The following is a 22,441-nucleotide window of genomic DNA, read 5'->3' as shown; positions in this document are numbered from 1 at the left end:
ACCCGCTCCGCCGCCGGTCAGAGCGTCGCAACGAGATCGTCAGCGAATCTGTTGTGTACAGGAGTGGCTACTCGTGGCGGAATCGTTATCATTGCGGACATCGTTCGGCTCCGGTTCGGCGTGGGGCCGAACGATGACGCGCATGCTGCGGCAGATAGAGAAGTGAGGTTCGTTGGTGGGTGACGATCGGCGCGGGCGTACGCCCCGGCCCGGAAGTCGCGCCCCCTGGGAGCGCTATCCGACGGCCGAACCCACCGAGCAGCCGGAAGCGGGCGCACGACGCTCCCGCCACGCGGACGCGACCCAGGACGCCGGTTCGGCGCCCCTGACGGTCCAGGACCTCGTCGACCGGGTCGACAGCGAGCGCACCCGCCGCGGCAGGCGGTCCGACAGCGACGGCTCCCGCGCCGGCCGCAGGGCCCGCGAACAGGCCCCCCGCCCCACCCAGCGCCCCGACCTCGCCCCGCGCGCCGCCAGCTCCCCCGTCGCCGACGACATCGCCGGCGCACCGCACCGCGCCGAGTCCCCCGCCGACCGCACCGCGACCACCGCGCTGCCCACCCAGGCCCCCGAGCCCCGCGCCCCGCGCAAGCCCCCGCCTGCCCGGCGCCAGCACGACCCGCTCGAAGAGCCCGCCACCGACATCCTCCCCGCGGTCACCCCCGAACCACCGCAGCGCGCCCGCCCGGCCAAGACCGCGGGCGCCGCGCCCCCACGCCGCCCCGCCGACGGCAACCGCCGCGGCAAGCAGGCCCGGATGGCCGGCCGAGGCGCACTCGTCTTCTTCGCGGTACTCACCCTGGTGGTCACCGGCGGCGGGTGGAGCTACCTGCGCGCGACGAACAACAGCTTCACCCAGGTCTCCGCCCTCGACGGCACCACCGAGGACGTGCTCGACGGTGATATGCAGCTCGGTGACGAGAACTACCTGATCGTCGGTACCGACACCAGGGCCGGCGCAAATGCCGAGGTGGGTGCCGGCACTATCGACGACGCCGAAGGCTCCCGCGCCGACACGGTGATGCTGGTGCACATCCCGAAGAACCGGTCGCGTGTGGTCGTCGTTTCCTTCCCTCGCGATCTGGACGTCTCCCGGCCCGTCTGCTCCGGTTTCGACAACGACAAGAACGCCTACACCGATCAGAAGTTTCCCGCGTTCTTGGGTGACAAGCTCAACGCCGTCTACGCCGTCGGCGGTCCGCGCTGCCTGGTGGACGTGGTCCGCAAGATGTCGGGCCTGAGCATCGGCCACTTCATCGGCATCGACTTCGCCGGGTTCGAGGCCATGGTCGACCACATCGACGGTGTCGAGGTTTGCTCCACGAAGCCGATCATCGACGGTGTCCTCGGTCCCATCCTCGAAACCTCGGGCAAGCAGCGCGTCACCGGCGAGACAGCCCTCAATTATGTGCGCGCGCGCCACGTCATCGGCGAGGAGCGCAGCGACTACGACCGAATCCACCGTCAGCAGCAGTTCCTCTCGGCACTGCTTCGTGGCGCGTTGTCGAGCAAAGTGCTGCTCGACCCGGCGAAACTCCAGGGCTTCGTCGAGGCCTTCAGTCAGCACACCTTCGTCGATGGCGTCGGCACCCAGGATCTGATCCTTCTCGGGCGGTCGTTGCAGAAGGTGAGCGCCGGTGCGGTCACCTTCATCACCGCGCCGACGGCGGGCACCACCACCTCCGGCAACGAGATCCCGCGGATGTCCGACATCAAGGCGATCTTCCGCGCCATCATCGACGACCAGCCGCTGCCCGGCGAACAGACCGCACCACCGGTCACCAGCTCGTCCGAGCCGCCGCCGACGCAGGCCCCCAAGATTGCCGCTGTCAGCCCGGGGTCGGTCTCGCTGCGCGTCTCCAACGGCAGCGGCCGCGCCGGCGTCGCGCAGGAGGCCGCCAACAAGCTCAGCGCGGTCGGCTTCGGCATCTACCTGGTGGGCAACTATCCCGAGGGCAGTGAATCGACCCTGGTCCGCTACTCCGCTGGAAACGAGGCCGCGGCGGCGACGGTGGCCAGTTCGATTCCCGGCGCGACCATCGAACGCAACGACGAGCTGGACGGCATCGTCGAGGTCGTACTCGGCACCAACCACTCGGGACAGATCCGCAAGCCCGTCTCGGTAGGCATGGAAATCCCCAATATCGAAACCGGGAAGCCCGTGACAGCCGCCCCGGTCGCCCTGCCCGCCGACCTGGAGCACATGAACGCCGCCGACACCAGCTGCGATTGAGCACCAACGCCGCCATCGACCGAGCGCCCGGTCTGGCGGGGTCGCCGACTACCCCACCCTAGAGATTGTGAAGTGGATCACATGATGGAACCCGGGGTTACCACCCTACGTCCAAACATGTAGTTCAACCGAACACTATTGCCACGGAGAGGATTTGAGCTTCACGCTCTACTGTCCGGGCTGTCGAACTGGGGAGGAAACACATGAAGAAGGCGATTTCGGCTGCCCTTGTCATCGGAGCAGCAGCTGTGGGTGTCACCGCCCTGATCCCAGGAGTCGCGAGTGCCGTCGAAATGGACGGGCTCTACAAGACCTCGGGTGAATGCTGGGATGCGATCGGGGAGATGACACGAAACGGGACCTACGACGCCCCGCCGATGACGTACTACTGCAAGCAAACGCCCAGCGGTTACTGGGTCATCACCCGCTAGTTCGGGTTATCGCGGGGTTCGTCGACGGCCTCATCCAGCACGGCGCTGCGACGGCCCCGCCCCTGACCTCATCGACCTGCGGACGTAGGTCGGTGAGGTCAGGGCGAAGGCCTGCGTCCAGGAGGACGGAGATCGGCACACGCCGAGAGCAGATGCAGGCCGGCTGCGAGATCCGGCCCGTAGCGACCCCCACTGAGCTGGCACAACACTGCCATGCGGCATTAACCTACCGTTGGGTGACAGCACCCGGCGGTACCCACTAGGGTCTGCAATTATGCGTGTCATCTACAACGAGCAAATGGCCGATCTCGCCAACCTCCTGGGTGAGATGGCCGGTCTCGCTGGCCAGGCGATGGAACAGGCCACTCAGTCGCTGCTGCAAGCCGACCTCGCCCTGGCCGAGCAGGTCATCGGCGAGCAGGACCGGATCTCGGTGATGATCGCCGAGGCCGAGGAGAAGGCCTTCGCCCTGCTCGCGCTGCAGGCCCCCGTCGCAGGCGACCTGCGCCAGGTGGTGAGCGCCATCCAGATCGTCGGTGACGTCAACCGGATGGGCGCGCTGGCGCTGCACGTGGCCAAGGTGACCCGCCGCCGCCATCCCAACCACGCGCTACCCGAGTCGGTCAACGGCTACTTCGCCGAGATGGGCCGCATCGCGGTGAACATGGGCGCGGGCGCCAAGGAGGTGCTCGAGACCCGGGATCCCGAGCGCGCCGCCCAGCTCAACCAGGACGACGAGGCGATGGACGACCTGCACCGTCACCTGTTCACCCTGCTGATGGACCGGGACTGGAAGTACGGCGTGGCCCCCGCGGTCGACGTCACCCTGCTCGGCCGCTACTACGAGCGCTTCGCCGACCACGCCGTGGAGATCGGCCGCCGCGTGATCTTCCTTGTCACCGGCGTGCTCCCGTCCGACGAGGACATCGAGAGCTGAACTGGCATTGCCCCGCGCTCACATGAATGCGGGGCAATGCCAGTCCGGTGCCGGCATTACCTATCGCCGGTCCGCCTCGGCATAGTCATCACGCGTATACCTACGACACCTGAATTCGCCTCGCGAATACTTCAGGTCGTTGTTTCCGGACTCGCCTGGGTTCGCTGGCCCGAGAATGTTCGGTCCCATATTCGATCGCGGCCGACTTCGGATCAAAAGGTGGGCGAGCCGCCGAGTTCAGGCTTGCGACTCCCGATGGGCCGGTTGACCGACGTCAACAGAATGCGCGCTTCCTCTGCGTCGAGCCCGAGAGCCGCCGTCAGCCGCTTGACGGATTGGACATGCGGATACCTGGTGCGGCCGCGTTCGATGTTCCGTAGCGCACGCACGCTCAGCTGAGCTCTTTCGGCAACCTCTTCCTGACTCAATTTCGCTCGCACCCGGTATCTCACAAGCAGCTCGGGTATATCGGCAGTGGTGCGAACATGCGAACCCCGTGAAGCTCCACAAGAAGTCAGACGTGGCCATGACCCGGTCGAATCGAGATTCATTGCGCCCTCCCCGTCGGTACGCGGTATCAGCGTAGCGACACAATTCCATGACTGAACCAGAGAAGCCTGATCCGGGACCATCGATTGCGACGATCTACACTTCCGGACAGCGACTCTTTTGCCGTACATCATGATTGGACGCGTTCGGCGCGAATTCGGTTCCCGGACATCGAAATACAAGCACTGTGACGGGGGACACATTTGCGACTGGTCCGCGGGACGTACCATGCCCACACAGCGGAACCTCTCTTCATAGCAAAACGGCCCGTGCACAAGGTGCACGGGCCGTCTCGTCGGGCTTTAACCGAAGCGGCCCGAGATGTAGTCCTCGGTGGCGCGCTGGGTGGGGTTGGAGAAGATCTTCTCGGTGTCGTCGATCTCGATCAGCTTGCCGGGCTTGCCCTGGGCCTCGAGGTTGAAGAAGCCGGTCTGGTCACTCACACGCGCGGCCTGCTGCATGTTGTGGGTGACGATGACGATGGTGAATTCCTTCTTCAGCTCGGTGATCAGGTCCTCGATCGCCAGGGTGGAGATCGGGTCCAGGGCCGAACAGGGCTCGTCCATCAGCAGCACGTCGGGCGAGACCGCGATCGCGCGGGCGATGCACAGACGCTGCTGCTGACCGCCGGAGAGGCCGCCGCCCGGCTTGTCCAGGCGGTCCTTGACCTCGTTCCAGAGGTTGGCGCCGCGCAGCGAGCGCTCGGCGACCTCGTCGAGCTCCTTCTTGTTGCGCACACCCTGCAGCTTCAGGCCGGCGACCACGTTGTCCTTGATGGACATGGTGGGGAACGGGTTGGGCCGCTGGAACACCATGCCGATGGTGCGGCGCACGCCCACCGGGTCGATGTTGGCGCCGTAGATGTCCTCGCCGTCGAGCAGCACCGCGCCTTCGACGCGGGCGTTCGGGGTCACCTCGTGCATCCGGTTCAGCGACCGCAGCACGGTGGACTTGCCACAGCCGGAGGGACCGATGAAGGCGGTGACGCTGCGGGGCAGCACGGTCAGGTCCACGCTCGACACGGCGTGGAAGGCGCCGTAGTAGATGTTGAGATCTTTGACGTCGATCCGCTTGGCCATCTGAGTAATCCGTTCGCTTCTATCGGTTCCGGGTGAGCAGCTTGTTGACACCGGCGGCGGCCAGGTACAGCGCCGCGATCAGCAGGATCAGCGTGAGCGCCGCTCCCCAGACTCGTTCGCGGCCCGCGGCCTCCGGGTTGGCCAGCTCTTGGTAGATCAGCAGCGGCAGCGAGGCCATGTTGCCGTCGAAGATGTTCTGGTTGATCGACTTGCTGTAGCCGACCAGGACGAGGACCGGCGCGGTCTCGCCCATGACGCGAGCCAGCGACAGCAGGATGCCGCTGATCATGCCGGGCAGCGCGGTGGGGATGACGATCCGCACGATCGTCTTCCACTTCGGCACGCCGAGCGCGTAGGACGCCTCGCGCAGCTCGTCGGGCACCAGCTTGAGCATTTCCTCGGTGCTGCGCACGACCACGGGCAGCATCAGCAGCACCAGCGCCAGCGAGACGGCGAAGGAGCTCTGGGGCATGCCGAAGGTGGCGATCCACAGCGCGAAGATGAACAGCGCGGCCACGATGGAGGGGACACCGGCGAGGATGTCGACCATGAAGGTGGTGACCCGGGCGAGCCGGCCACGACCGTATTCGACCAGGTAGATGGCGGCCATGACGCCCAGCGGCACCGCGATCAGCGAAGCGACGGCGGACTGCACGATCGTGCCGTAGATGGCGTGGTAGACACCGCCGCCGGTCTGGTCGGGCAGGATGCCCTTCTGCGAGTTGAACCACCAGTCCGAGCTGAGGATCGCGGTCAGGCCCTTGCTGACGACCAGCCACAGGATCCAGCCGAGCGGAATCAGCGCGATGCCGAAGCACGCGGTGATCAGGCCGGCGGCGACGTTGTTGCGGATCCGGCGATTCGTGCTGACATGCCGGAAGGTCGGTGCCTTGACCGGCTTGTCCAGGGTCGAGGTAGTGGTCATCAGCCGTTCACCTTTCCACCGGCGGCCAGCCGAGCCAGCGCGTTGACGATGAAGGTCAGCGCGAACAACACGAAGCCGGCGGCGATGTAGGCACCGGTCGGCAGCGGTGCGCTGAACTCCGAGGCCGCCGAGGCGATCTTGGAAGCGAAGGTGTAGCCGCCGTCGAACAGCGACCACTCGCCGGGCACCGTCGCGGTGCGCAGGACGATGAGCACGGCGATGGTCTCGCCGAGCGCGCGGCCGAGACCGAGCATGGATCCGGCGATCACACCGGAGCGCCCGTAGGGCAGCACGGTCATCCGCACCACTTCCCACTTGGTGGCGCCGAGGGCCTGGGCGGCCTCGACGTGGGCGCGGGGCGTGAGCGCGAACACCTCGCGGGAGACCGAGGTGATGATGGGCAGGATCATCACCGCGAGCACGATGCCCGCGGTGAAGATCGTGCCGCCGCTGTTGATCGAGACGCCGCCCTCGGTGTGCGAGAACAGGAAGAACCAGCCCAGATTGCGGTTCAGGAATTCCTGCACCGGGCCGATCTGCGGCGCGAGCACCAGCACGCCCCACAGACCGAACACGATGGACGGAACCGCCGCCAGCAGGTCGACCAGCATGGAGAACGGCCGCGACAGCCGGGCCGGCGCGTACTGGGTCAGGAACAGCGCGACGCCGATGCCGATCGGCACCGCGATGATCAGCGCGAAGATCGAGCTCAGCACGGTCACCATGAACAGATCGCGGATGCCGAACCGCAGGTGATTGGCGTCGCCGGTGGCGAACTCGGTGCTGGTGAAGAAGTTGACCTCGTCGGCCTGGACCGACGGCACCGCGCGGATCAGCAGAAACAGTGCGATCAACGCGATGGCCGCGACGATCGTCGCACCCGCAGCGGTGGCCAGCCACCGGAAGACCGTCTCGGCGTTCAGACGGCCCACGCGACCCGACTCAGGGGCCTTGTCGATTTTCGGTTCGGTCGGCATATTCGCAGTATCTCCGGCCGCCCGTGGGCTCGTCGAATTCGACGAGCCCACCGCGGTCACCTCGGGGTGCATGGTCATGGCCAGGAAGCGATCAGGAGATGGCGTTGATCGCGGTGGTCAGCTTGGTCTTGAACGCGTCCGGCAGCGGCACGTAGCCGGCGTCGGCGAGACCGTTCTGGCCGTTGGTGACGACCGAGGTCAGGAACGCCTTGACGGCCTTGCTGGTGTCGGCGTCGGCGTACTTCGAGCACACGATCTCGTAGGTCGCCATCATGATCGGGTAGGAGCCCGCGACGGTCGGCTTGTAGAACGAGCTGGTGTCGAGCACCAGGTCGTTGCCCTCGCCCTTGACCTTCACGCCGTCGATCGACTTGGCGGCGGTCTCGGCCGACAGCTTGACCGGGTCCTTGGACGCGGAGGTGATGATCTGCGCGATCGACAGGTTCTGCGCCTTGGCGAAGGACCACTCGTTGTAGGTGATCGAGTTCTTGGTGTTCTTGATCGCGGCCGAGGTGCCCTCGTTGCCCTTGGCGCCTTCACCGACGCCGCCGTTGAAGGTCTTGCCGCCGCCCTTGCCCCACGCGCCGTCGGAGGCGGCGTCGAGGTAGAGCTGGAAGTTGTCGGTGGTGCCCGACTCGTCGGAGCGGAAGATCACGGCGATCTTCTCCGAGGGCAGCTTGGCGTTGGGGTTCAGCGCCTTGATCTCCGGGGCGTCCCAGGTGGCGACTGAGCCGTTGAACACCTTGGCGGCGGTCGGGCCGTCGAGGACCAGGTCGGTCACGCCGTCGACGTTGTAGGTGATGGCGATCGGGCCGAAGACGGTGGGCAGGTTCCACGCCGGGGCGCCGCAGCGCTCCTGGGCCTTGGCCGGCTCTTCCTTCTTCGAGCTCAGCGCGGAGTCGGAGCCACCGAAGTCGGTCTGGGCGCCGATGAACTCGTTCACGCCTGCGCCGGAGCCGCTGGAGGTGTAGTTCAGGGTGTAGCCGTCGCAGTTCTGCTCGTAGGCGGCGACGAAGCGCTCCATGGCGTTCTTCTGCGAGGAGGCGCCGGACGCCTTGAGCGCCTTCTTGCCGCCGCAGTCGACGCTGGTGTTGGCGTCGCTGCCGCCGGCGGTGGCGTTGTCGTCGCTGCCACAGGCCGCCAGGGTCATGGTGCCCACGGCGAGGACACCGACCAGGGCACTGGTGCGCTTGAAGTTCACTTTTCCTCCGACATTGCTGACGACTCGCTCGGTCCCTCACCGGCCCGGGCGAGTTGGGGGTGCGGATCGCGGGGGAACGCGTGCACCAGGCGACGACTGTGCCGCCCAGAAGTAACTTAAAGTCGCCCGGTTGACAGTTGGCCCGACGTGGGTTAACGGAGAATGAACAGCCCGGCGCGAATAGGGCCGCGAATGTGACGTTTGCCCCAGTTTTACTCCGGCGTACCCGGTCATGCGCCCACTATTCAGCGGTGCGGCGGAAATCCGCCGTGGTGTGAGGTGTCTCGCACCGCTCAGGAGGCGGCGTAGGCGACGTCGATGTGGGCGGGCGCGAAGCCCAGCCGAGTGTAGGTGTGGACGGCGGCGGTGTTGTCGGCCTCGGTGTAGAGCAGCACCTCGGTGAGTCCCTCGGCGCGCAGATGCCGCAATCCCGCCAGGGTCAGCAGCCTGCCGAGGCCACGGCCCTGCGCGGCCGGGTCGATGCCGACCACGTAGACCTCGCCCGCGGGCGCGGCGTCGGGATGCGCCTTGGTCCAGTGGAAGCCGAGCAGCCGCTCCGGATCGGCGGCGTCGAACGCCAGGAACAGGCCCGCCGGATCGAACCAGGACTCCGCGCGCCGGGCGGCGATGTCGGCCTCGGTCCAGCCGCCCTGCTCCGGATGCCAGGCGAAGGCCGCGTTGTTGACCCGCAGCAGTTCGGCGTCGTCGGCGGGCCCGGCGTAGGTGCGCAGGACCAGATCGTCGGGCACCACCAGCTCCGGTAGCTCCGGTGTTGCCAGCGACCTGCGCATCTGCCACAGCTCCCGCGCGGTGACCAGCCCCAGCCCGGTCGCCAGCGCCTTCGCCGCGGGCAGATCACCGTGCGCCCACACCCGGGCGCCGGGTCCACCCTCGGCCAGCGCGGTGCGCACCAGCTCGGCGCCGATCCCGGCGTTGCGCGCGTCCGGGTCCACGGCGACCTCGGCCATCGCGGGGTGTTCGTCATGTGCCGCAACGAGATTCGCGTAGCCCACGATCTCGCCCGCGCGTTCAGCGAGCAGCTGCCTGGTCGACGGGTCGACGGCGGCCAGCGAGAGCACGGCCTGCTCGGACACCGGGGCGACGCCGTCGGCGGCCCTGGCCCGGTCGAGCAGCGCGCGAATGCGCGTCGCGGTCGCGGGCTCGACCCGGTCGGTCCAGGTCAGGGTTGCTGTCTGCGGCATCGGGCCGTCCTCCCCCGTCGAGAGCGCTACTGCGCGGTGCCGTTGTTGACCGGGGCGAAGGACTCGTCGCCGTCGACATCGTCGTCGGCGAAACTCACCACCTCGCCCTTGGCGGCGGGCGTCCTGGCCGGACGGACCGCCTTGTAGCCGACATTGCGCACGGTGCCGATCAGCGACTCGTACTCGCTGCCCAGCTTGGCGCGCAGGCGCCGCACGTGCACGTCGACGGTGCGGGTGCCGCCGAAGAAGTCGTAGCCCCACACCTCCTGCAGCAGCTGGGCGCGGGTGAACACCCGGCCCGCGTGCTGGGCGAGGTACTTGAGCAGCTCGAATTCCTTGTAGGTGAGGTCGAGCGGGCGTCCGCGCAGCCGCGCGGTGTAGGTGCCCTCGTCGATCACCAGCTCACCCAGGGTGATCTTGCCCGTGTTCTCCGGGCTGGCCACGCCGCCGTTGCGGCCGACCAGCAGCCGCAGGCGTGCGTCGAGTTCGGCCGGGCCGGTGCCGGGCAGCAGGATGTCGTCCAGGCCCCAGTCCGCGTTGACGGCCACCAGGCCGCCCTCGGTCAGCACGGCCACCACCGGCACCGACGACCCGGTGCTGCCGAGCAGCCTGCACAGGCCGCGGGCGGCGGCGAGATCGGTTCTCGCGTCGACCAGCGCCACGTCGGCGCTACCCGCCTCTAGCAGCGACGACACCTCGGTCGGCGCGGGCCGCACGTTGTGTGCCAGCAGGGACAACGACGGCAACACCGAATCGGGGTTGGGGTCGGAGGTCAGCAGGAGCAGCTCCACCGGGCTCTCCTCCTATCTCGTGGCCGGCGCGGACGACAGCAGCCGCGCAGCTACGTCGCCGAAACACAGGTAAGTCGTGTGCAACATTAGCGTGTGCGCGGCCATGACCTCGCCTCATGGTGCCGAAGCCGGGACGAGTCGGCGCGGGCGTGGCCCGGAGGGGGGCGCCGGATAGGCTGGCTCGCATGCGCAAGCTGATCATCGGGCTGCTGTGCCTGGCCGGGGTGGCGGTGGTGATCGATTTCGGCGCCGCCGCCTACACGGAGTACCACGTCTCGCGGCAGTTGCGGGCCGGAGCCGAGTTGTCGGCCGACCCCGAAGTGACCGTCAAGGGATTCCCCTTCTTCGCCCAGGCGGCGTCGGGCCGCTACGACGACGTGCTGATCCGGGCCCGCAGCATGCGCCCCGATATTCCGGGCGAGATCGCGCTCGAGGCCAACCTCTACGGCCTGCACGCCCCGGTCGGGCAGCTGCTCGACGGCACGGCGCGCACGGTCCAGGTCGACCGCGTCGAGGCCCAGATGGCGATCGAGCCCACCGAACTCGGCCGCCTGTTCGGCATTCCCGACCTCCAGGTCCTCGGCCCGCCCGCCGACAAGTCCGACGGCACCGGCGGTTCCGGCGGCTCCGGACTCACCACCGCGGGCGCGCATGTGCTCAAGGGCACACTGCCGATCGCGCCGAACGGCCGCATCCTCGGCCCCGGCGTCATGCCGACCTCCACGACGACCAGGGTCGAAGTGCAGGTAGAGGCCGATCTGATGCTGGACGGCGACAAGATCCGGATCCAGGCCACCCGCTTCTACACCGACCGGTCCTCCACCGCCGACACCCCGGCCGCGAGCACCAAGACCGAGATCCTCGACGTCGATCGCCCGGCGGTGCTCGAGCGGTTCAGCCGTACCATCGATACGAAAGAACTGCCGTTCGGCATCGCCCCCACCGAGGTGGAGGCCAAAGGTGGCCAGATCATCGTCTACGGGGTCGGCCGCTCCCTGACCATCGACCTGGACCGATTGCTGCAACCATGATCGAAATCGTCATCCTCGCCGCCGTCGTGCTGGCCGCCGTGGCGGTCGGGCTGCTGCTACGCCGCAACCAGGGCCGGGTGCGCCCGGCCACGCTCGATCCGGAGACCGCGCAGCGCGCCCGGCTGCTCGGCGCGGCGGGCGTCCTCGGCGCCAGCCCCGCGGTCCTGCACTTCTCGGCCGACTGGTGCGGCCCGTGCGACGCGGTCCGGCGGGTGGTCGCCGGCGTCACCGCCGATCTGTCCGATTCCCCGAACGCGCCGCGCGACATCGAGATCGACATCGACGCCGATCCCGCGCTGGCCAAGGAACTCAACGTCCTCTCGCTGCCGACGACCTTCGTCTTCGACGCCGCGGGCAAGGAGCGTTTCCGCATCTCCGGGGTGCCGAAGGCGGGCGATCTGCGCACCGCGCTCGAACCGCTGACGGTGTGATCCAGCCCCCTGTTCCGGGGCCCCGAGACATTTCCCGGGGAGACCGGGTAAACTACTTCCCGTGCAATCCGACCACGAGCTGATGCTCACCCGACGCCGCACAGTTGATCTGTGTCGGCTCGGTGGTTGTTGCTGCCTGTGCCGCTGAACGGTCGGCATCTCTGAACGAGATTCCTGACGCCGACCTATGTCCGCCGCGCGAGTGATCGTCTCGATCCCCCGGCGAACTGGCAGATCCGAAGTCAACAGACTCATCTCAGCGCAGGAGTTCGCACAATGACCATTTCCCCTGATTCCCCGCCCCGCGTGGACGTCCGCGGGCCGCGTTTCGTGGCCTGGGTGACCACCGGCGTGCTGGTCCTGGTGCTCGTCACCGCCGCTTTCTCCACCGTCGCCGCCGCGATCCTGATCGGCCTGCAGGCCGTCGTGTTCGCGATCGGCGCGGCGGGCGGCCCGGCCAAGCACCCCTACGGCCGGATCTACGCGGCGTTCGTGGCGCCGCGGCTGGGTCCGCCCACCGAGACCGAGCCCGTGCCACCGCTGCGTTTCGCGCAGCTGCTCGGCTTCGTGTTCGCCGGTCTCTCCCTGCTGGGCTTCGCGCTCGGCTCCCCGATCGTCGGCGCGGTGTTCGCCGGCTTCGCCCTGTTCGCGGCGTTCCTGAACGCGGCGTTCGGGGTCTGCCTGGGCTGCCAGATCTACCCGCTGGTGGCCCGCCTCCGCCGGACCACTGCCCCGGCACCGTTCTGACCCCTGCAAGTCATCTCTGAAAGGAACAACATGGCTCGCTCCGATGTCCTGGTCTCCGTTGACTGGGCCGAAGAGAACCTCAACGCCCCCGGCGTCGTCTTCGTCGAGGTCGACGAGGACACCTCCGCCTACGAGGGTGGCCACATCGAGGGCGCCGTCCGGCTGGACTGGAAGACCGACCTGCAGGATCAGGTTCGTCGCGACTTCGTGAACCAGGAGCAGTTCTCCGACCTGCTCTCCGCGCGCGGCATCGCCAACGACGACACCGTCGTGCTCTACGGCGGCAACAACAACTGGTTCGCGGCGTACGCCTACTGGTACTTCAAGCTGTACGGCCACAACGACGTCAAGCTGCTCGACGGCGGCCGCAAGAAGTGGGAGCTCGACGGTCGCCCGCTCTCGCGTGACGCGGTCTCGCGCCCGGCCACCCAGTACAAGGCCGCCGCCCCCGACACCTCGATCCGCGCGTTCCGCGACGAGGTCATCGCCGCCATCGGCACCAAGAACCTGGTCGACGTGCGTTCGCCCGACGAGTTCTCGGGCAAGATCCTGGCTCCGGCGCACCTGCCGCAGGAGCAGAGCCAGCGTCCCGGCCACATCCCCGGCGCGATCAACGTGCCGTGGAGCAAGGCGGCCAACGAGGACGGCACCTTCCGTTCCGACGCCGAGCTCGCCGAGCTGTACAAGGACGCGGGCCTGGACGGCGAGAAGGAGACCATCGCCTACTGCCGTATCGGTGAGCGTTCCTCGCACACCTGGTTCGTGCTGCAGGAGCTGCTGGGCCACCAGAACGTCAAGAACTACGACGGCAGCTGGACCGAATACGGTTCGCTCGTCGGTGCACCTATCGAGTTGGGAGCGTAAATCTATGTGTGCAGCACCTACCCAGGGTCAGGCCATCCCGGCCGGCGTCGACGTGGAGAAGGAAACGGTCATCACCGGCCGTGTCCTGAGCGCCGACGGTCAGCCGGTGGGCGGCGCGTTCGTGCGTCTGCTCGACGGCAACGGTGACTTCACCGCCGAGGTCGTGGCCTCCGGCACCGGTGACTTCCGCTTCTTCGCCGCGCCGGGTTCGTGGACCCTGCGCGCGCTGTCCTCGTCGGGCAACGGCTCGGCCGAGGTCCGCCCCGAGGGCGCGGGCATCCACTCGGTGGACGTCGAGGTCGCGAAGTAAGAACCTCACAACGGCCCTGGTAGTTCCTGTGCGGGAACTGCCAGGGCCGTTGTCGTGTCCGCGCATCGGAGTCGCTAGACTCCGAACGTGGTCATCTTCTTCGAGATTCTCCTCATCGCCGTGTCGATCCTCATCGGCTGGTTCGGCCTGTACGTCTTCTACCGGCTGTTCACCGAGTCATGAGCGGACTCGCGAGCGAAGGTCCCGATCCGGCTGAGCGAGCGAGTAACGAGCAAGGCGCTCCGGCCGAGCGTCGCAGTGGCGACGAGGCCGTGAACATCGCCGCCGAACGCGCGAAAGAGACCGGCGTCCGAAACATCTCGGTCCTGCCGGACCTCCCGCTGCCCGAGGACACCGCCAACCTGCGCGAGGGCCCCGACCTGAACCACGCCATGCTGGCGCTGCTGCCGCTGGTCGGCGTGTGGCGCGGCGAGGGCGAGGGCAACCACGCCACCGACGGCGACTACCGCTTCGGCCAGCAGATCGTCGTCTCGCACGACGGCGGCGACTACCTGGTCTGGGAATCGCAGAGCTGGAAGCTGGACGCCGAGGGCAACTTCGAGCGCCCCGATCTGCGCGAGAGCGGTTTCTGGCGGGTCGGCACCGACGGTGACGACGAGATGCTCGAACTGCTGCTCACCCACAGCTCCGGCATCGTCGAACTGTTCTACGGCACCGCGCGCACCCAGTCGTCCTGGGAGCTGGCCACCGACGTGGTGATCCGCAGTCAGTCCGGCGCGGTGGTGGGCGGTGCCAAGCGGCTCTACGGCATCGTCGAGGGCGGCGACCTGGCCTACGTGGAGGAACGGGTCGACGCCGACGGCGCCCTCGAACCGCGCCTCTCGGCCCGCCTGCAGCGCTACATCGGCTGACAAGCGTTCGAAGGCCCCGCACGATATCGTGCGGGGCCTTTCGCATTCTCCGGCGGACATGGAGCGACCCCCGAGCCATATCGTCGCGTTCCGGGGAACGCGGCGATCCCGGTTGGATCGTCCGGGGGCTCGGGGGTCGGGTGACTGCCTGGGATTCGCTCAGCGCACCGCTGGGGAATCTCCCGCAGTGGAGCTGCTAGCGGGCAGCCACCTCACGCATCCGATGAACATACATTCTTCAGACCACCTCCTCTCTTGTGTACCGATGAATCTATCGGTGCGCCGAGAGCTCGGCAATTGATTTTCTCGTGGGGCTGACCTGGGCGGATGCCGATCAGTGGGTGACGTGGCAGGCACCCGACCCGTCGACGGTCACGACGGTGTCGGCGCGGTGGTCGGCCGGGAGCTGGTGGGTGACCACGACGACCGTGCGGTCCGGGTCGACCAGGCCGCTGTCGGCGTCGAGCAGGTCGAGCAGGAGCCGCTCGCCCTCAGCCGCCGCGAGGTGCTCGGTGGGCTCGTCGAGCAGCAGGGTGGTCGCCGGGGCGACGAGGGCGCGCGCGAGCAGGATCCGGCGGCGCTGACCACCCGAGACGGCCGCGGCGCCCGCGGTGAGACCGGTGTCGACGCCGTCGGGCAGCGATTCCAGCCACGGGCCCAGCCCCACCGCGCGCAGGGCGTCCTCGGCGGCTTCACCGGTGAGGTCACCGCGCGCGACGCGCAGGTTCTCCAGGATGGAAGTGCCGAACAGGTGCGCGTCCTCGGCGAAGAAGGTGACACCCCCGTTCGGTGTGCCGAACAGTCCGGCCCACTCCATGAGCAATGTCGTCTTGCCGGCGCCGCTGGGTCCGACGATCGCGATACGTCGCCCTTTCGGCAGCGGAATCCGCGACGGGCGCGGCGCTGCCCGGTGCGCCCCGTGCCCCGGTCCCGCTTCGCGGTGGGCGTCGATGCCCGGCCTTGGCGCGCCGGGTGTGCCAGGTGAGCCGGCCGTGCCAGGCGTCTCCGTCGTGCCAGGCGTCTCCGCCGTGCCAGGCGTCTCCGCCGTGCCAGGCGTCTCCGCCGTGCCAGGCGTCTCCGCCGTGCCGGCGGAGCCGGGCGCGCCGTGTCCTCCGGTCGCCGGGGTCGCCTGGACCGCGACAGTCACGTCGGACTCCGCGAATGCGGCGGTGGTCGTGGCTGTCTCGACGATGCGGAGGCGGTGGAGGGCAGCTCTCGAGGTGGTGAGGGTGGTCGCGGCGGCGGGGAGGGCGGCTACGGCTTCGAACGCCGAGAGGGGGACCAGGACGAGGATGGTGAGGGCCATCGGGGTCATGCCGCCGGGGAGGCCGCCGGTCGGGCCGTAGGCGGCGATGCCGACCAGCAGAGCGCCCAGTGCGCTCACGCCGATGGACAGCGGGGTCGCCGCGGCGGCCCAGGCGCTGTGCGCGGCGGCGGTGTCCTCGGCCGCGATCGCCCGCCGATTCGCTGTATCCGCCTGTGCGAGCGCGGTATCGAGCCTGCCCGCCACCCGCAGTTCGGCGGCGTGATCGAGCACGGTGAGCGCCTCCGCGGTGAACTCCGCCCGATCGGCTCGCACGGCCTGCTCAGCCTCCCGCGCGGCCACACCGGACAACCACGGCGCGACAATCCCCGAAACAGCAAGGGCGACAGCCAGAATCACCGCGGCGGTGACAGAGATGAACGCGATCAGCCCGACCGCCGCCAGCGACAACACCACCGCCACCACAACCGGAACGAGCACCCGAACCACCACCGCACCGAGATCATCGATATCGGCCCCGACCCGTACGAGCAGCTCCCCCCGCCGCATCCCCCGCAGATCCCCAGCCCCCGAATGCCCGGCACCACGATCCACTACCGCCCCGCCCAACTCCGCCCGCGATGTACCGCGCCCCACAGCACCAGCACCCGCATCCCCACCTGCGCCCATGCAAGCGGCACCTGCGCCTACACCTACGCCAGCGAGTGGAGCTGCTCCTACGCCGGCACCCACGCCAGCGCCAGCACCCGCATCCCCGCCTGCGCCCATGCCCGCGGCGCCTGGGCCGGCGAATGGAGCTGCGCCCTCGCCTGCACCCGCACGCAACCCCGCGTCAGCGCCAGCGAGTGGAGCTGCGCCTACGCCGGCACCTGGAGCTGCACTTTCGCGGCCGGAGTCCTCCTGCGGGTCCGTTGATCCACGCCACCACCAGATATCCGCCTGCGCGAGGGCGCGATACACAGTGGTGCGCGCGGTCGTCATCGCACGCAGCGCCACGTCATGGGTGGCCAGGCGCTCCAGATAGCGGCACACGCCTCTTGTGATGCCGAGCGCGCGCACGGCCACCACCGCCACGCTCAGGTACAGCACCGGCGGCATCTGCCAGGCGCGCGCGATCAGCCACGCGGCCAGCGCCGCCAACCCGAGCCCACTGCCGAGCGCGACCACACCCCACGCGATCGCCACGACAACCCGCCATGGCGACAGCGCCAGCAGCGCCCACATCTCCCGCAGATCCCGCCGCAGCGATCCACCACGCACAGCCCGTTCGCCACTCACGACACCACCCCCTGCCCACCGTCCACGGCGCATATACCACCGGCCGCCACCCCATGGCGCCCACCGTCCACCGCGCTTCCACGGCCCTCTTCCGCCCCTTGGCGCCTACCGCCCGATGCGCTTCCACGGTCCGCCGCCACCTCGTTGCACCCACCGTCCGGTGCGCCTCTACGGCCCATCGCCACCGCGTGGTGTCCACCGTCCGATGCACTACCGCCACCGGCTACCACTTCGTGGCGCCCACTGTCCCCGGCCGACGTGCCAGAACCGCCGCCGTCGGCCTCGGCCTGCCCGTGCCCCGCTTCTGACGTGACAGCGTTGCGCCCACTGACTGTCGCGCAGCACGTGCCTGAATCAGCCTTCGGCTCATTGCCTCCGGCACCTGTCGCCACGGCGCTGCAGGGCGAGGGTGCTGCATCGCCGTCTTCCGGCGTGGACATGTTCGGGCTGTCGCCCGTACCGGCACTCGGGTGGTCCGCCCCGGTCGTCGGCGCGCTATCGGCTGTACCGGCACCCGTGTGGTCCGCCCCAGTCGTCGGCGCGCTGTCGGCTGTACCGGCACTCGCGTGGTCCGCCCCAGTCGTCGGCGCGCTGTCGGCTGTACCGGCACCCGTGTGGTCCGCCCCGGTCGCCGGCGCGCTGTCGGCTGTACCGGCACCCGTGTGATCCGCCCCGGTCGTCGGCGCGCTGTCGGCTGTACCGGCACTCGTGTGGTCCGCCCCGGTCGCCGACGCGCTGTCGACAGGAATGGGGTCGTTGGTGCTTGCGCTGGTGCCGACGACCTCAACGACCGTGTCGGCGGCCGCCAGGACTGCGGGGCGGTGGCCGATGACGACGACGGTCGCGCCCTCGTGGGCGAGGGTGCGGAGGGTGGTGAGGACCTGGTGTTCGGCGGCCGCGTCGAGGTGGGCGGTGGGTTCGTCGAGGAGCAGGACGGGGCGGCGGGAGGCGAGGACGCGGGTGAGGGCCAGGCGCTGGCGCTGGCCGAGGGACAGTCCGAGGCCGCCCTGGCCGACCGGCGTGTGCCAGCCGTCGGGGAGGGCGGCGAGGACGGTGTCGAAACCGGTGGCGGCGCTGATCTCGTCGAGGTCGGCGGTGGCGGGGGCGCCGAGCAGGTCGACGTTCTCGCGCAGGGTGCCGGGGACCAGGACCGGTCGTTGGGGCAGCCAGGCGATACGGGACCACCAGGCATCCGGATCGAGGTCACGGACGTCGGTTCCCTCGACGAGGACGGCACCGGCGTCCGGCGTGATCAGGCCGAGAATCGCTTGCAGCGTGGTCGATTTCCCACAGCCGTTCGGGCCGGTCAGCACGGTCACCGAGCCGGGGGCGAGTGCGGCGGTCAGGCGATCGGGGGCATTCCCGGCGCGCGCGGCGATCGTCAACCCGCGCAACGTGATTTCCGTGCCGATCGGCAGTGGACCCTCGTCGCCGCCCACACCGGCCAGGCCCTTCCCTGGCGCTCCGACGGCCATTCGCCGCGCAGCGCCCGTGGCGGCCGGATCCTTCCCCGGCGTCCCGGCGCCCTTCGGCCGCGCAGCGTCCGTACCGGCCAGGTCCCCCGGCATTTCGGCGCCCATCGGCCGCGCGGCGTAGGTCGGCGCGGCATCCTGCGAACGGTCACCGCTCCGTCCATACGCGGAGTCGGCCGAGTTCCCGAGCGCGGCTCGCTTATCCCCGGGACCCACCGTGTCCAGCACCGCGAAAGCCTTGTTCGCAGCAGCCATTCCGTCCTGGGCCGCGTGGAACTTCTCCCCCACCTGCCGCAACGGCCAGTACACCTCCGGCGCCAGGATCAGCGCGACGAGCCCGGCGTACAGCGTCATCTCGCCGTAGACCAACCGCAGGCCGATGGCGACGGCGATCAGCGCGACGCTCAGGGTCGCCAGGGATTCCAGCACCATCGAGGACAGGAACGCGATCCGCAGCGCCCGCATGGTCCGCTGCCGCAGTGAATCACCCAGGGCCTGGACCTGATTCACCATGCTCGGCCCGGAAGATCCCTCGCGGCCCAGGGCGCGCAGCGTCGGCATACCGGCGAACAGGTCGAGCAGCTGGTCGGACAGGCGGGTGGTCGCGGCGAGGGTCGCCTCGGCGCGGCCCTGGGTGAGCAGGCCGATGAGGATCATGAACACCGGGATCAGCGGCACCGTGATGATCGCGATCATGGCCGAGGTCGGATCGTGGAATCCGATGACCACCAGCACGATCGGTGACACCAGACACGCCAGCAGCAGGGCGGGCAGATAGCCGGTGAACCATCCGCGCAGCCCGCTGAGCCCGTTGCCGACGACCACCGCGAGCTCGGTGCGCCGCGCGTCGAGCGCGCGCGGGGACAGCTCGGCGCCCGCCCGCAGCACCGCCGATTCGAGTTCGGCGACGACGTTCGCCCCGGCCCGGTGCGCCAGCCGCGCCTGCCACCAGCTGGCGGCGGCACGCACGGCGATCGCCACCGCCAGCCCGGTCAATTCGGCTGTCCACGCGGCGAACTCACGCTTTCCGGGATCGGTGACAACTCCGGCCAGCACCCGGCCCAGCAGGATCGCGATCACCACGATCGTCGCCGTGATCACCAGCGCGAGCAGGATCGACACCACCAGGTGGACCCGCGCCGAGCGCGCGTACCGCCACAGGCGCGGATCGATCGGCCGCCGGCTCGCCTTGGCCGTGTCCCCGGCCGGCCCCGCCGAGCCGACAGCGGACTCGACGGCGGGACCGTCCGTGGACACGCTCATCACCTAGTCCTTGCTGTTCAGCGGCAGCCCGATGGGCGCCGGGATCTGGTCGACCGTGAGCCGCTTGCGGAACACCCAGTACGTCCAGGCCTGGTACACCAGCACCACCGGGGTGGCCAGCAGCGCGGCCCAGCTCATCACCTTCAGTGTGTAGGCGCTGGAGGAGGCGTTGTAGATGTTCAGGTCGAACACCGGGCTGATGGTCGAGGGCAGCACGTTCGGGTACATCGAACCGACGATGAGCACCGTCGCCGAGATGATCGTGACCGTGGTGCCGACGAAGGCCCAGCCGTCGCGGTGCGCCGCGTTCGCCGCGGCGGTGACCACCAGGCCGAGCACGGCCGTCACCAGCACCGCCCAGGTCCAGCCGGTGCCGTAGGCCAGCTGGGTCCACAGGCCGAACCCGCCGACGATCAGCGCGGTCGGCGCCAGCAGCAGCCGGGCGATGCGCTGGGCGTCGTCGCGGACCTCGCCACCGGTCTTGAGGACCAGGAACACCGCGCCGTGCAGGGCGAACAGGATGCCGGTGGCCAGGCCGCCGAGCAGCGCGTACGGGCTGAGCAGGTCCCAGACCGAGCCGACGATCTGGCGCTTCTCGTTCAGCGGCACGCCGCGCACCAGGTTGGCGAACACCCAGCCCCACGCCAGCGCGGGAATCCAGGAGCCGATCCCGATGCCGATGTCGCACCAGGCCCGCCACTTCGGGTCGTTGATCTTGGCGCGGTACTCGATCGCGCAGATTCGCAGGATCAGCGCCACCAGCAACAGCAGCAGCGCCAGGTAGAACCCGGAGAACATGCTCGCGTACCACTCCGGGAACGCCGCGAACATCGCGCCACCGGCGGTGATCAGCCACACCTCGTTGGCATCCCACACCGGGCCGATGGTGTTGAGCACCACGCGCCTGCGGGTATCGGAACCCTTGCCGAGGATCGGCATCAGCATGCCGACGCCGAAGTCGAAGCCCTCCAGCACGAAGTAGCCGGTGAACAGCACGCCGATCAGAACGAACCAGAATTGCTGCAGATCCATCACCGGCTCCTAGTAAGCGAAGGAAAGTTGTTCGACGGCGGGCTCTTCCGGTTTGTGATGCCTGCCGGTGTCGGGGCCGTCGGGCCCGTCGTCCGGGGTCGGCGGGGTCGGCTCGTCCGGTCCGGCCACGGTGTAACGGCGGATCAGGTAGAACCACACCACCGCCAGCACGCCGTAGAGCAGGGTGAAGACCACGAGCGAGAAGATCACGGTGGCGGGGGCGTGGTCGGAGACCGCCTGCTGCACCGTCATCCGGATGTTCGGGTCGCCGGTCGGGTTGGGTACCACCGCCCAGGGCTGACGGCCCATCTCGGTGAACACCCAGCCCGCGCTGTTGGCCAGGAACGGGGTGGGGATGGCGAGCAGGCTCAGCCAGGAGAACCAGCGCTGATCGGGCACCCGGCCCCCGCGCGTCACCCAGAAACCGGCCAGCAGCAACAGCACCGAGCCCGCGGCCAGGCCGATCATCGCGCGGAAGGACCAGTAGGTGACGAACAGGTTGGGCCGGTAGTCGCCGGGACCGTACTTGACGGTGTAGGTCTGCTGCAGATCGACGACGCCGTCGAGGGTGACATCGCTGAACTTGCCCTCGGCCAGATACGGCAGCACATAGGGCACCTCGATGACGTGGGTGACGCTGTCGCAGTTGTTGTGCGTGCCGACGGTGAGGACGGAGAAGTCGGGATCGGTCTGGGTGTGGCACAGCGATTCCGCCGAGGCCATCTTCATCGGCTGCTGCTCGAACATCAGCTTGCCCTGGATGTCACCGGTGAAGATCACCGCGACCCCGGCCAGCGCGACGACCACCAGCGAGGCGCGGCCCACCGGCCGCCACATGGTGCGCGCCTCCTCGAGTTTCGCCGGGTCGCCGCTGCGCGCGTTGCGCACCATCCACCAGCCGGCGATACCGGCGACGAAGGTGCCCGCGGTGAGGAACGCCCCCGCGACGACGTGCGGGAACGCGGCCAGGGTGGTGTTGTTGGTGAGCAGCGCCCAGATGCTGTCCAGCTCGGCGCGTTTGGTCTCGGGGTTGTAGCTGGCGCCCACCGGATGCTGCATGAACGAATTGGCCGCGACGATGAAGTAGGCCGAGGCGTTCACGCCGAAGGCGACGATCCAGATGGTCGCCAGGTGGACGAGTTTGGGGAGCCGGGTCCAGCCGAAGATCCACAGGCCGATGAACGTGGACTCCATGAAGAAGGCGATGAGCGCTTCCAAAGCCAGTGGCGCGCCGAAGATGTCGCCGATGAAGCGGGAGTATTCGCTCCAGTTCATGCCGAACTGGAATTCCTGCACGATGCCGGTGGCGACGCCGATGGCGAAGTTGATCAGGAACAGTTTGCCGAAGAACTTGGTGAGCCGGTACCAATGTTCCTTGCCGGTGATCACCCAGGCGGTCTGCATCATGGCGATCAGGGGCGCCAGACCGATGGTCAGCGGAACGAAGATGAAGTGATAGACGGTGGTGATACCGAATTGCCACCGGGAGACATCCACAATGTCCATCCGACCCTCCAGCCTCTACTACGACATGTCGTAGTAGATCCTACGC

The 22,441-nt window shown here is 68.7% G+C and carries 19 protein-coding genes and 2 pseudogenes; 9 read left to right on the top strand and 12 right to left on the bottom strand.

Annotated elements, in window-relative coordinates:
* The first annotated feature begins 175 nt into the window (after window positions 1-175).
* The 3 genes from EL493_RS33495 to phoU all read left to right on the top strand — a co-directional run bounded on the left by EL493_RS33495 (window position 176) and on the right by phoU (window position 3,601).
* Window positions 176-2,233: an LCP family protein gene (locus EL493_RS33495; RefSeq protein ID WP_019044867.1), complete on the top strand. Its 2,058-nt coding sequence runs from the start codon at window positions 176-178 to the stop codon at window positions 2,231-2,233.
* Between the two features lie 203 nt (window positions 2,234-2,436).
* A complete protein-coding gene (locus EL493_RS06825; protein WP_019044866.1) occupies window positions 2,437-2,664 on the top strand; it encodes a hypothetical protein in 228 nt (75 codons plus the stop codon).
* 274 nt (window positions 2,665-2,938) lie between these two features.
* Window positions 2,939-3,601: a phosphate signaling complex protein PhoU gene (gene phoU / locus EL493_RS06820; RefSeq protein ID WP_019044865.1), complete on the top strand. Its 663-nt coding sequence runs from the start codon at window positions 2,939-2,941 to the stop codon at window positions 3,599-3,601.
* Window positions 3,602-3,813: 212 nt separating this feature from the next.
* Here phoU and EL493_RS33840 read toward each other — a convergent pair whose 3' ends face one another.
* The 7 genes from EL493_RS33840 to EL493_RS06785 all read right to left on the bottom strand — a co-directional run bounded on the left by EL493_RS33840 (window position 3,814) and on the right by EL493_RS06785 (window position 10,325).
* Window positions 3,814-4,152, bottom strand: a complete 339-nt coding sequence (locus tag EL493_RS33840) for a helix-turn-helix domain-containing protein (protein ID WP_126405601.1) — start codon at window positions 4,150-4,152, stop codon at window positions 3,814-3,816.
* 300 nt (window positions 4,153-4,452) lie between these two features.
* Window positions 4,453-5,229: a phosphate ABC transporter ATP-binding protein PstB gene (pstB, locus tag EL493_RS06810; RefSeq protein ID WP_019044864.1), complete on the bottom strand. Its 777-nt coding sequence runs from the start codon at window positions 5,227-5,229 to the stop codon at window positions 4,453-4,455.
* Between the two features lie 19 nt (window positions 5,230-5,248).
* A complete protein-coding gene (pstA, locus tag EL493_RS06805) occupies window positions 5,249-6,154 on the bottom strand; it encodes a phosphate ABC transporter permease PstA (protein ID WP_019044863.1) in 906 nt (301 codons plus the stop codon).
* Window positions 6,154-7,131, bottom strand: a complete 978-nt coding sequence (gene pstC / locus EL493_RS06800) for a phosphate ABC transporter permease subunit PstC (RefSeq protein WP_019044862.1) — start codon at window positions 7,129-7,131, stop codon at window positions 6,154-6,156. Before pstC ends, pstA begins: the two co-directional genes overlap by 1 nt.
* A gap of 91 nt (window positions 7,132-7,222) precedes the next feature.
* Complete coding sequence (gene pstS / locus EL493_RS06795; RefSeq protein WP_019044861.1) at window positions 7,223-8,332, bottom strand: phosphate ABC transporter substrate-binding protein PstS; 1,110 nt, start codon at window positions 8,330-8,332, stop codon at window positions 7,223-7,225.
* Between the two features lie 293 nt (window positions 8,333-8,625).
* Window positions 8,626-9,534: a mycothiol synthase gene (gene mshD / locus EL493_RS06790; RefSeq protein WP_019044860.1), complete on the bottom strand. Its 909-nt coding sequence runs from the start codon at window positions 9,532-9,534 to the stop codon at window positions 8,626-8,628.
* 26 nt (window positions 9,535-9,560) lie between these two features.
* Complete coding sequence (locus EL493_RS06785; RefSeq protein WP_019044859.1) at window positions 9,561-10,325, bottom strand: winged helix-turn-helix transcriptional regulator; 765 nt, start codon at window positions 10,323-10,325, stop codon at window positions 9,561-9,563.
* A gap of 185 nt (window positions 10,326-10,510) precedes the next feature.
* On the opposite strand from EL493_RS06785, the gene EL493_RS06780 reads away from it, so the two are divergent.
* From EL493_RS06780 to EL493_RS06755, 6 genes are all read left to right on the top strand, one after another.
* Window positions 10,511-11,356 carry an LmeA family phospholipid-binding protein gene (locus EL493_RS06780; RefSeq protein WP_019044858.1) on the top strand — a complete coding sequence of 282 codons (846 nt, stop codon included), beginning with the start codon at window positions 10,511-10,513 and terminating at the stop codon, window positions 11,354-11,356.
* The gene (locus EL493_RS06775; RefSeq protein WP_019044857.1) at window positions 11,353-11,787 is read left to right on the top strand and encodes a thioredoxin family protein; all 435 of its coding nucleotides are present in this window, start codon (window positions 11,353-11,355) and stop codon (window positions 11,785-11,787) included. The genes EL493_RS06780 and EL493_RS06775 overlap by 4 nt, the downstream gene beginning before the upstream one ends.
* A gap of 276 nt (window positions 11,788-12,063) precedes the next feature.
* A complete protein-coding gene (locus EL493_RS06770) occupies window positions 12,064-12,534 on the top strand; it encodes a DUF4395 domain-containing protein (RefSeq protein ID WP_022565857.1) in 471 nt (156 codons plus the stop codon).
* 30 nt (window positions 12,535-12,564) lie between these two features.
* On the top strand, window positions 12,565-13,398 hold the full coding sequence (locus EL493_RS06765) for a sulfurtransferase (protein ID WP_019044855.1): 834 nt from the start codon (window positions 12,565-12,567) through the stop codon (window positions 13,396-13,398).
* A 4-nt stretch (window positions 13,399-13,402) separates the two neighbouring features.
* On the top strand, window positions 13,403-13,708 hold the full coding sequence (locus tag EL493_RS06760; RefSeq protein WP_022565856.1) for a DUF1416 domain-containing protein: 306 nt from the start codon (window positions 13,403-13,405) through the stop codon (window positions 13,706-13,708).
* A 179-nt stretch (window positions 13,709-13,887) separates the two neighbouring features.
* The gene (locus EL493_RS06755) at window positions 13,888-14,580 is read left to right on the top strand and encodes an FABP family protein (protein ID WP_022565855.1); all 693 of its coding nucleotides are present in this window, start codon (window positions 13,888-13,890) and stop codon (window positions 14,578-14,580) included.
* Window positions 14,581-14,914: 334 nt separating this feature from the next.
* Here EL493_RS06755 and EL493_RS32680 read toward each other — a convergent pair whose 3' ends face one another.
* From EL493_RS32680 to EL493_RS06720, 5 genes and pseudogenes are all read right to left on the bottom strand, one after another.
* Window positions 14,915-16,324, bottom strand: coding sequence for an ATP-binding cassette domain-containing protein (locus tag EL493_RS32680; protein ID WP_198040797.1), 1,410 nt, complete (start codon window positions 16,322-16,324; stop codon window positions 14,915-14,917).
* Between the two features lie 453 nt (window positions 16,325-16,777).
* A pseudogene (locus tag EL493_RS33835) lies at window positions 16,778-17,068 on the bottom strand (ABC transporter ATP-binding protein); the annotation flags it as partial.
* Window positions 17,069-17,895: 827 nt separating this feature from the next.
* Window positions 17,896-19,767 (bottom strand): annotated as a pseudogene (locus EL493_RS06730) (ABC transporter ATP-binding protein/permease); the annotation flags it as partial.
* Between the two features lie 93 nt (window positions 19,768-19,860).
* Window positions 19,861-20,889, bottom strand: a complete 1,029-nt coding sequence (gene cydB, locus EL493_RS06725; protein ID WP_019044848.1) for a cytochrome d ubiquinol oxidase subunit II — start codon at window positions 20,887-20,889, stop codon at window positions 19,861-19,863.
* A gap of 9 nt (window positions 20,890-20,898) precedes the next feature.
* Window positions 20,899-22,395, bottom strand: coding sequence for a cytochrome ubiquinol oxidase subunit I (locus tag EL493_RS06720; protein ID WP_019044847.1), 1,497 nt, complete (start codon window positions 22,393-22,395; stop codon window positions 20,899-20,901).
* Window positions 22,396-22,441: the final 46 nt, after the last annotated feature.

Origin of the sequence: Nocardia asteroides (genome assembly GCF_900637185.1) — a bacterium.
Taxonomy (GTDB): Bacteria; Actinomycetota; Actinomycetes; order Mycobacteriales; family Mycobacteriaceae; genus Nocardia; species Nocardia asteroides.
The sequence above is the reverse complement of the archived record's forward strand: the minus strand, read 5'-3'. Positions and strand labels throughout refer to the sequence as shown.

What these genes read in the sequence shown, in the direction of transcription:
- EL493_RS06760 (WP_022565856.1), top strand. Translation starts at nt 13,403, where the DNA reads ATGTGTGCAGCACCTACCCAGGGTCAGGCCATCCCGGCCGGCGTCGAC.
- mshD (WP_019044860.1), bottom strand. Translation starts at nt 9,534, where the DNA reads ATGCCGCAGACAGCAACCCTGACCTGGACCGACCGGGTCGAGCCCGCG.
- EL493_RS06765 (WP_019044855.1), top strand. Translation starts at nt 12,565, where the DNA reads ATGGCTCGCTCCGATGTCCTGGTCTCCGTTGACTGGGCCGAAGAGAAC.
- EL493_RS06720 (WP_019044847.1), bottom strand. Translation starts at nt 22,395, where the DNA reads ATGGACATTGTGGATGTCTCCCGGTGGCAATTCGGTATCACCACCGTC.
- EL493_RS33840 (WP_126405601.1), bottom strand. Translation starts at nt 4,152, where the DNA reads ATGAATCTCGATTCGACCGGGTCATGGCCACGTCTGACTTCTTGTGGA.
- pstA (WP_019044863.1), bottom strand. Translation starts at nt 6,154, where the DNA reads ATGACCACTACCTCGACCCTGGACAAGCCGGTCAAGGCACCGACCTTC.
- EL493_RS06825 (WP_019044866.1), top strand. Translation starts at nt 2,437, where the DNA reads ATGAAGAAGGCGATTTCGGCTGCCCTTGTCATCGGAGCAGCAGCTGTG.
- EL493_RS06780 (WP_019044858.1), top strand. Translation starts at nt 10,511, where the DNA reads ATGCGCAAGCTGATCATCGGGCTGCTGTGCCTGGCCGGGGTGGCGGTG.
- EL493_RS06770 (WP_022565857.1), top strand. Translation starts at nt 12,064, where the DNA reads ATGACCATTTCCCCTGATTCCCCGCCCCGCGTGGACGTCCGCGGGCCG.
- phoU (WP_019044865.1), top strand. Translation starts at nt 2,939, where the DNA reads ATGCGTGTCATCTACAACGAGCAAATGGCCGATCTCGCCAACCTCCTG.
- pstC (WP_019044862.1), bottom strand. Translation starts at nt 7,131, where the DNA reads ATGCCGACCGAACCGAAAATCGACAAGGCCCCTGAGTCGGGTCGCGTG.
- EL493_RS06775 (WP_019044857.1), top strand. Translation starts at nt 11,353, where the DNA reads ATGATCGAAATCGTCATCCTCGCCGCCGTCGTGCTGGCCGCCGTGGCG.
- pstB (WP_019044864.1), bottom strand. Translation starts at nt 5,229, where the DNA reads ATGGCCAAGCGGATCGACGTCAAAGATCTCAACATCTACTACGGCGCC.
- cydB (WP_019044848.1), bottom strand. Translation starts at nt 20,889, where the DNA reads ATGGATCTGCAGCAATTCTGGTTCGTTCTGATCGGCGTGCTGTTCACC.
- EL493_RS06755 (WP_022565855.1), top strand. Translation starts at nt 13,888, where the DNA reads ATGAGCGGACTCGCGAGCGAAGGTCCCGATCCGGCTGAGCGAGCGAGT.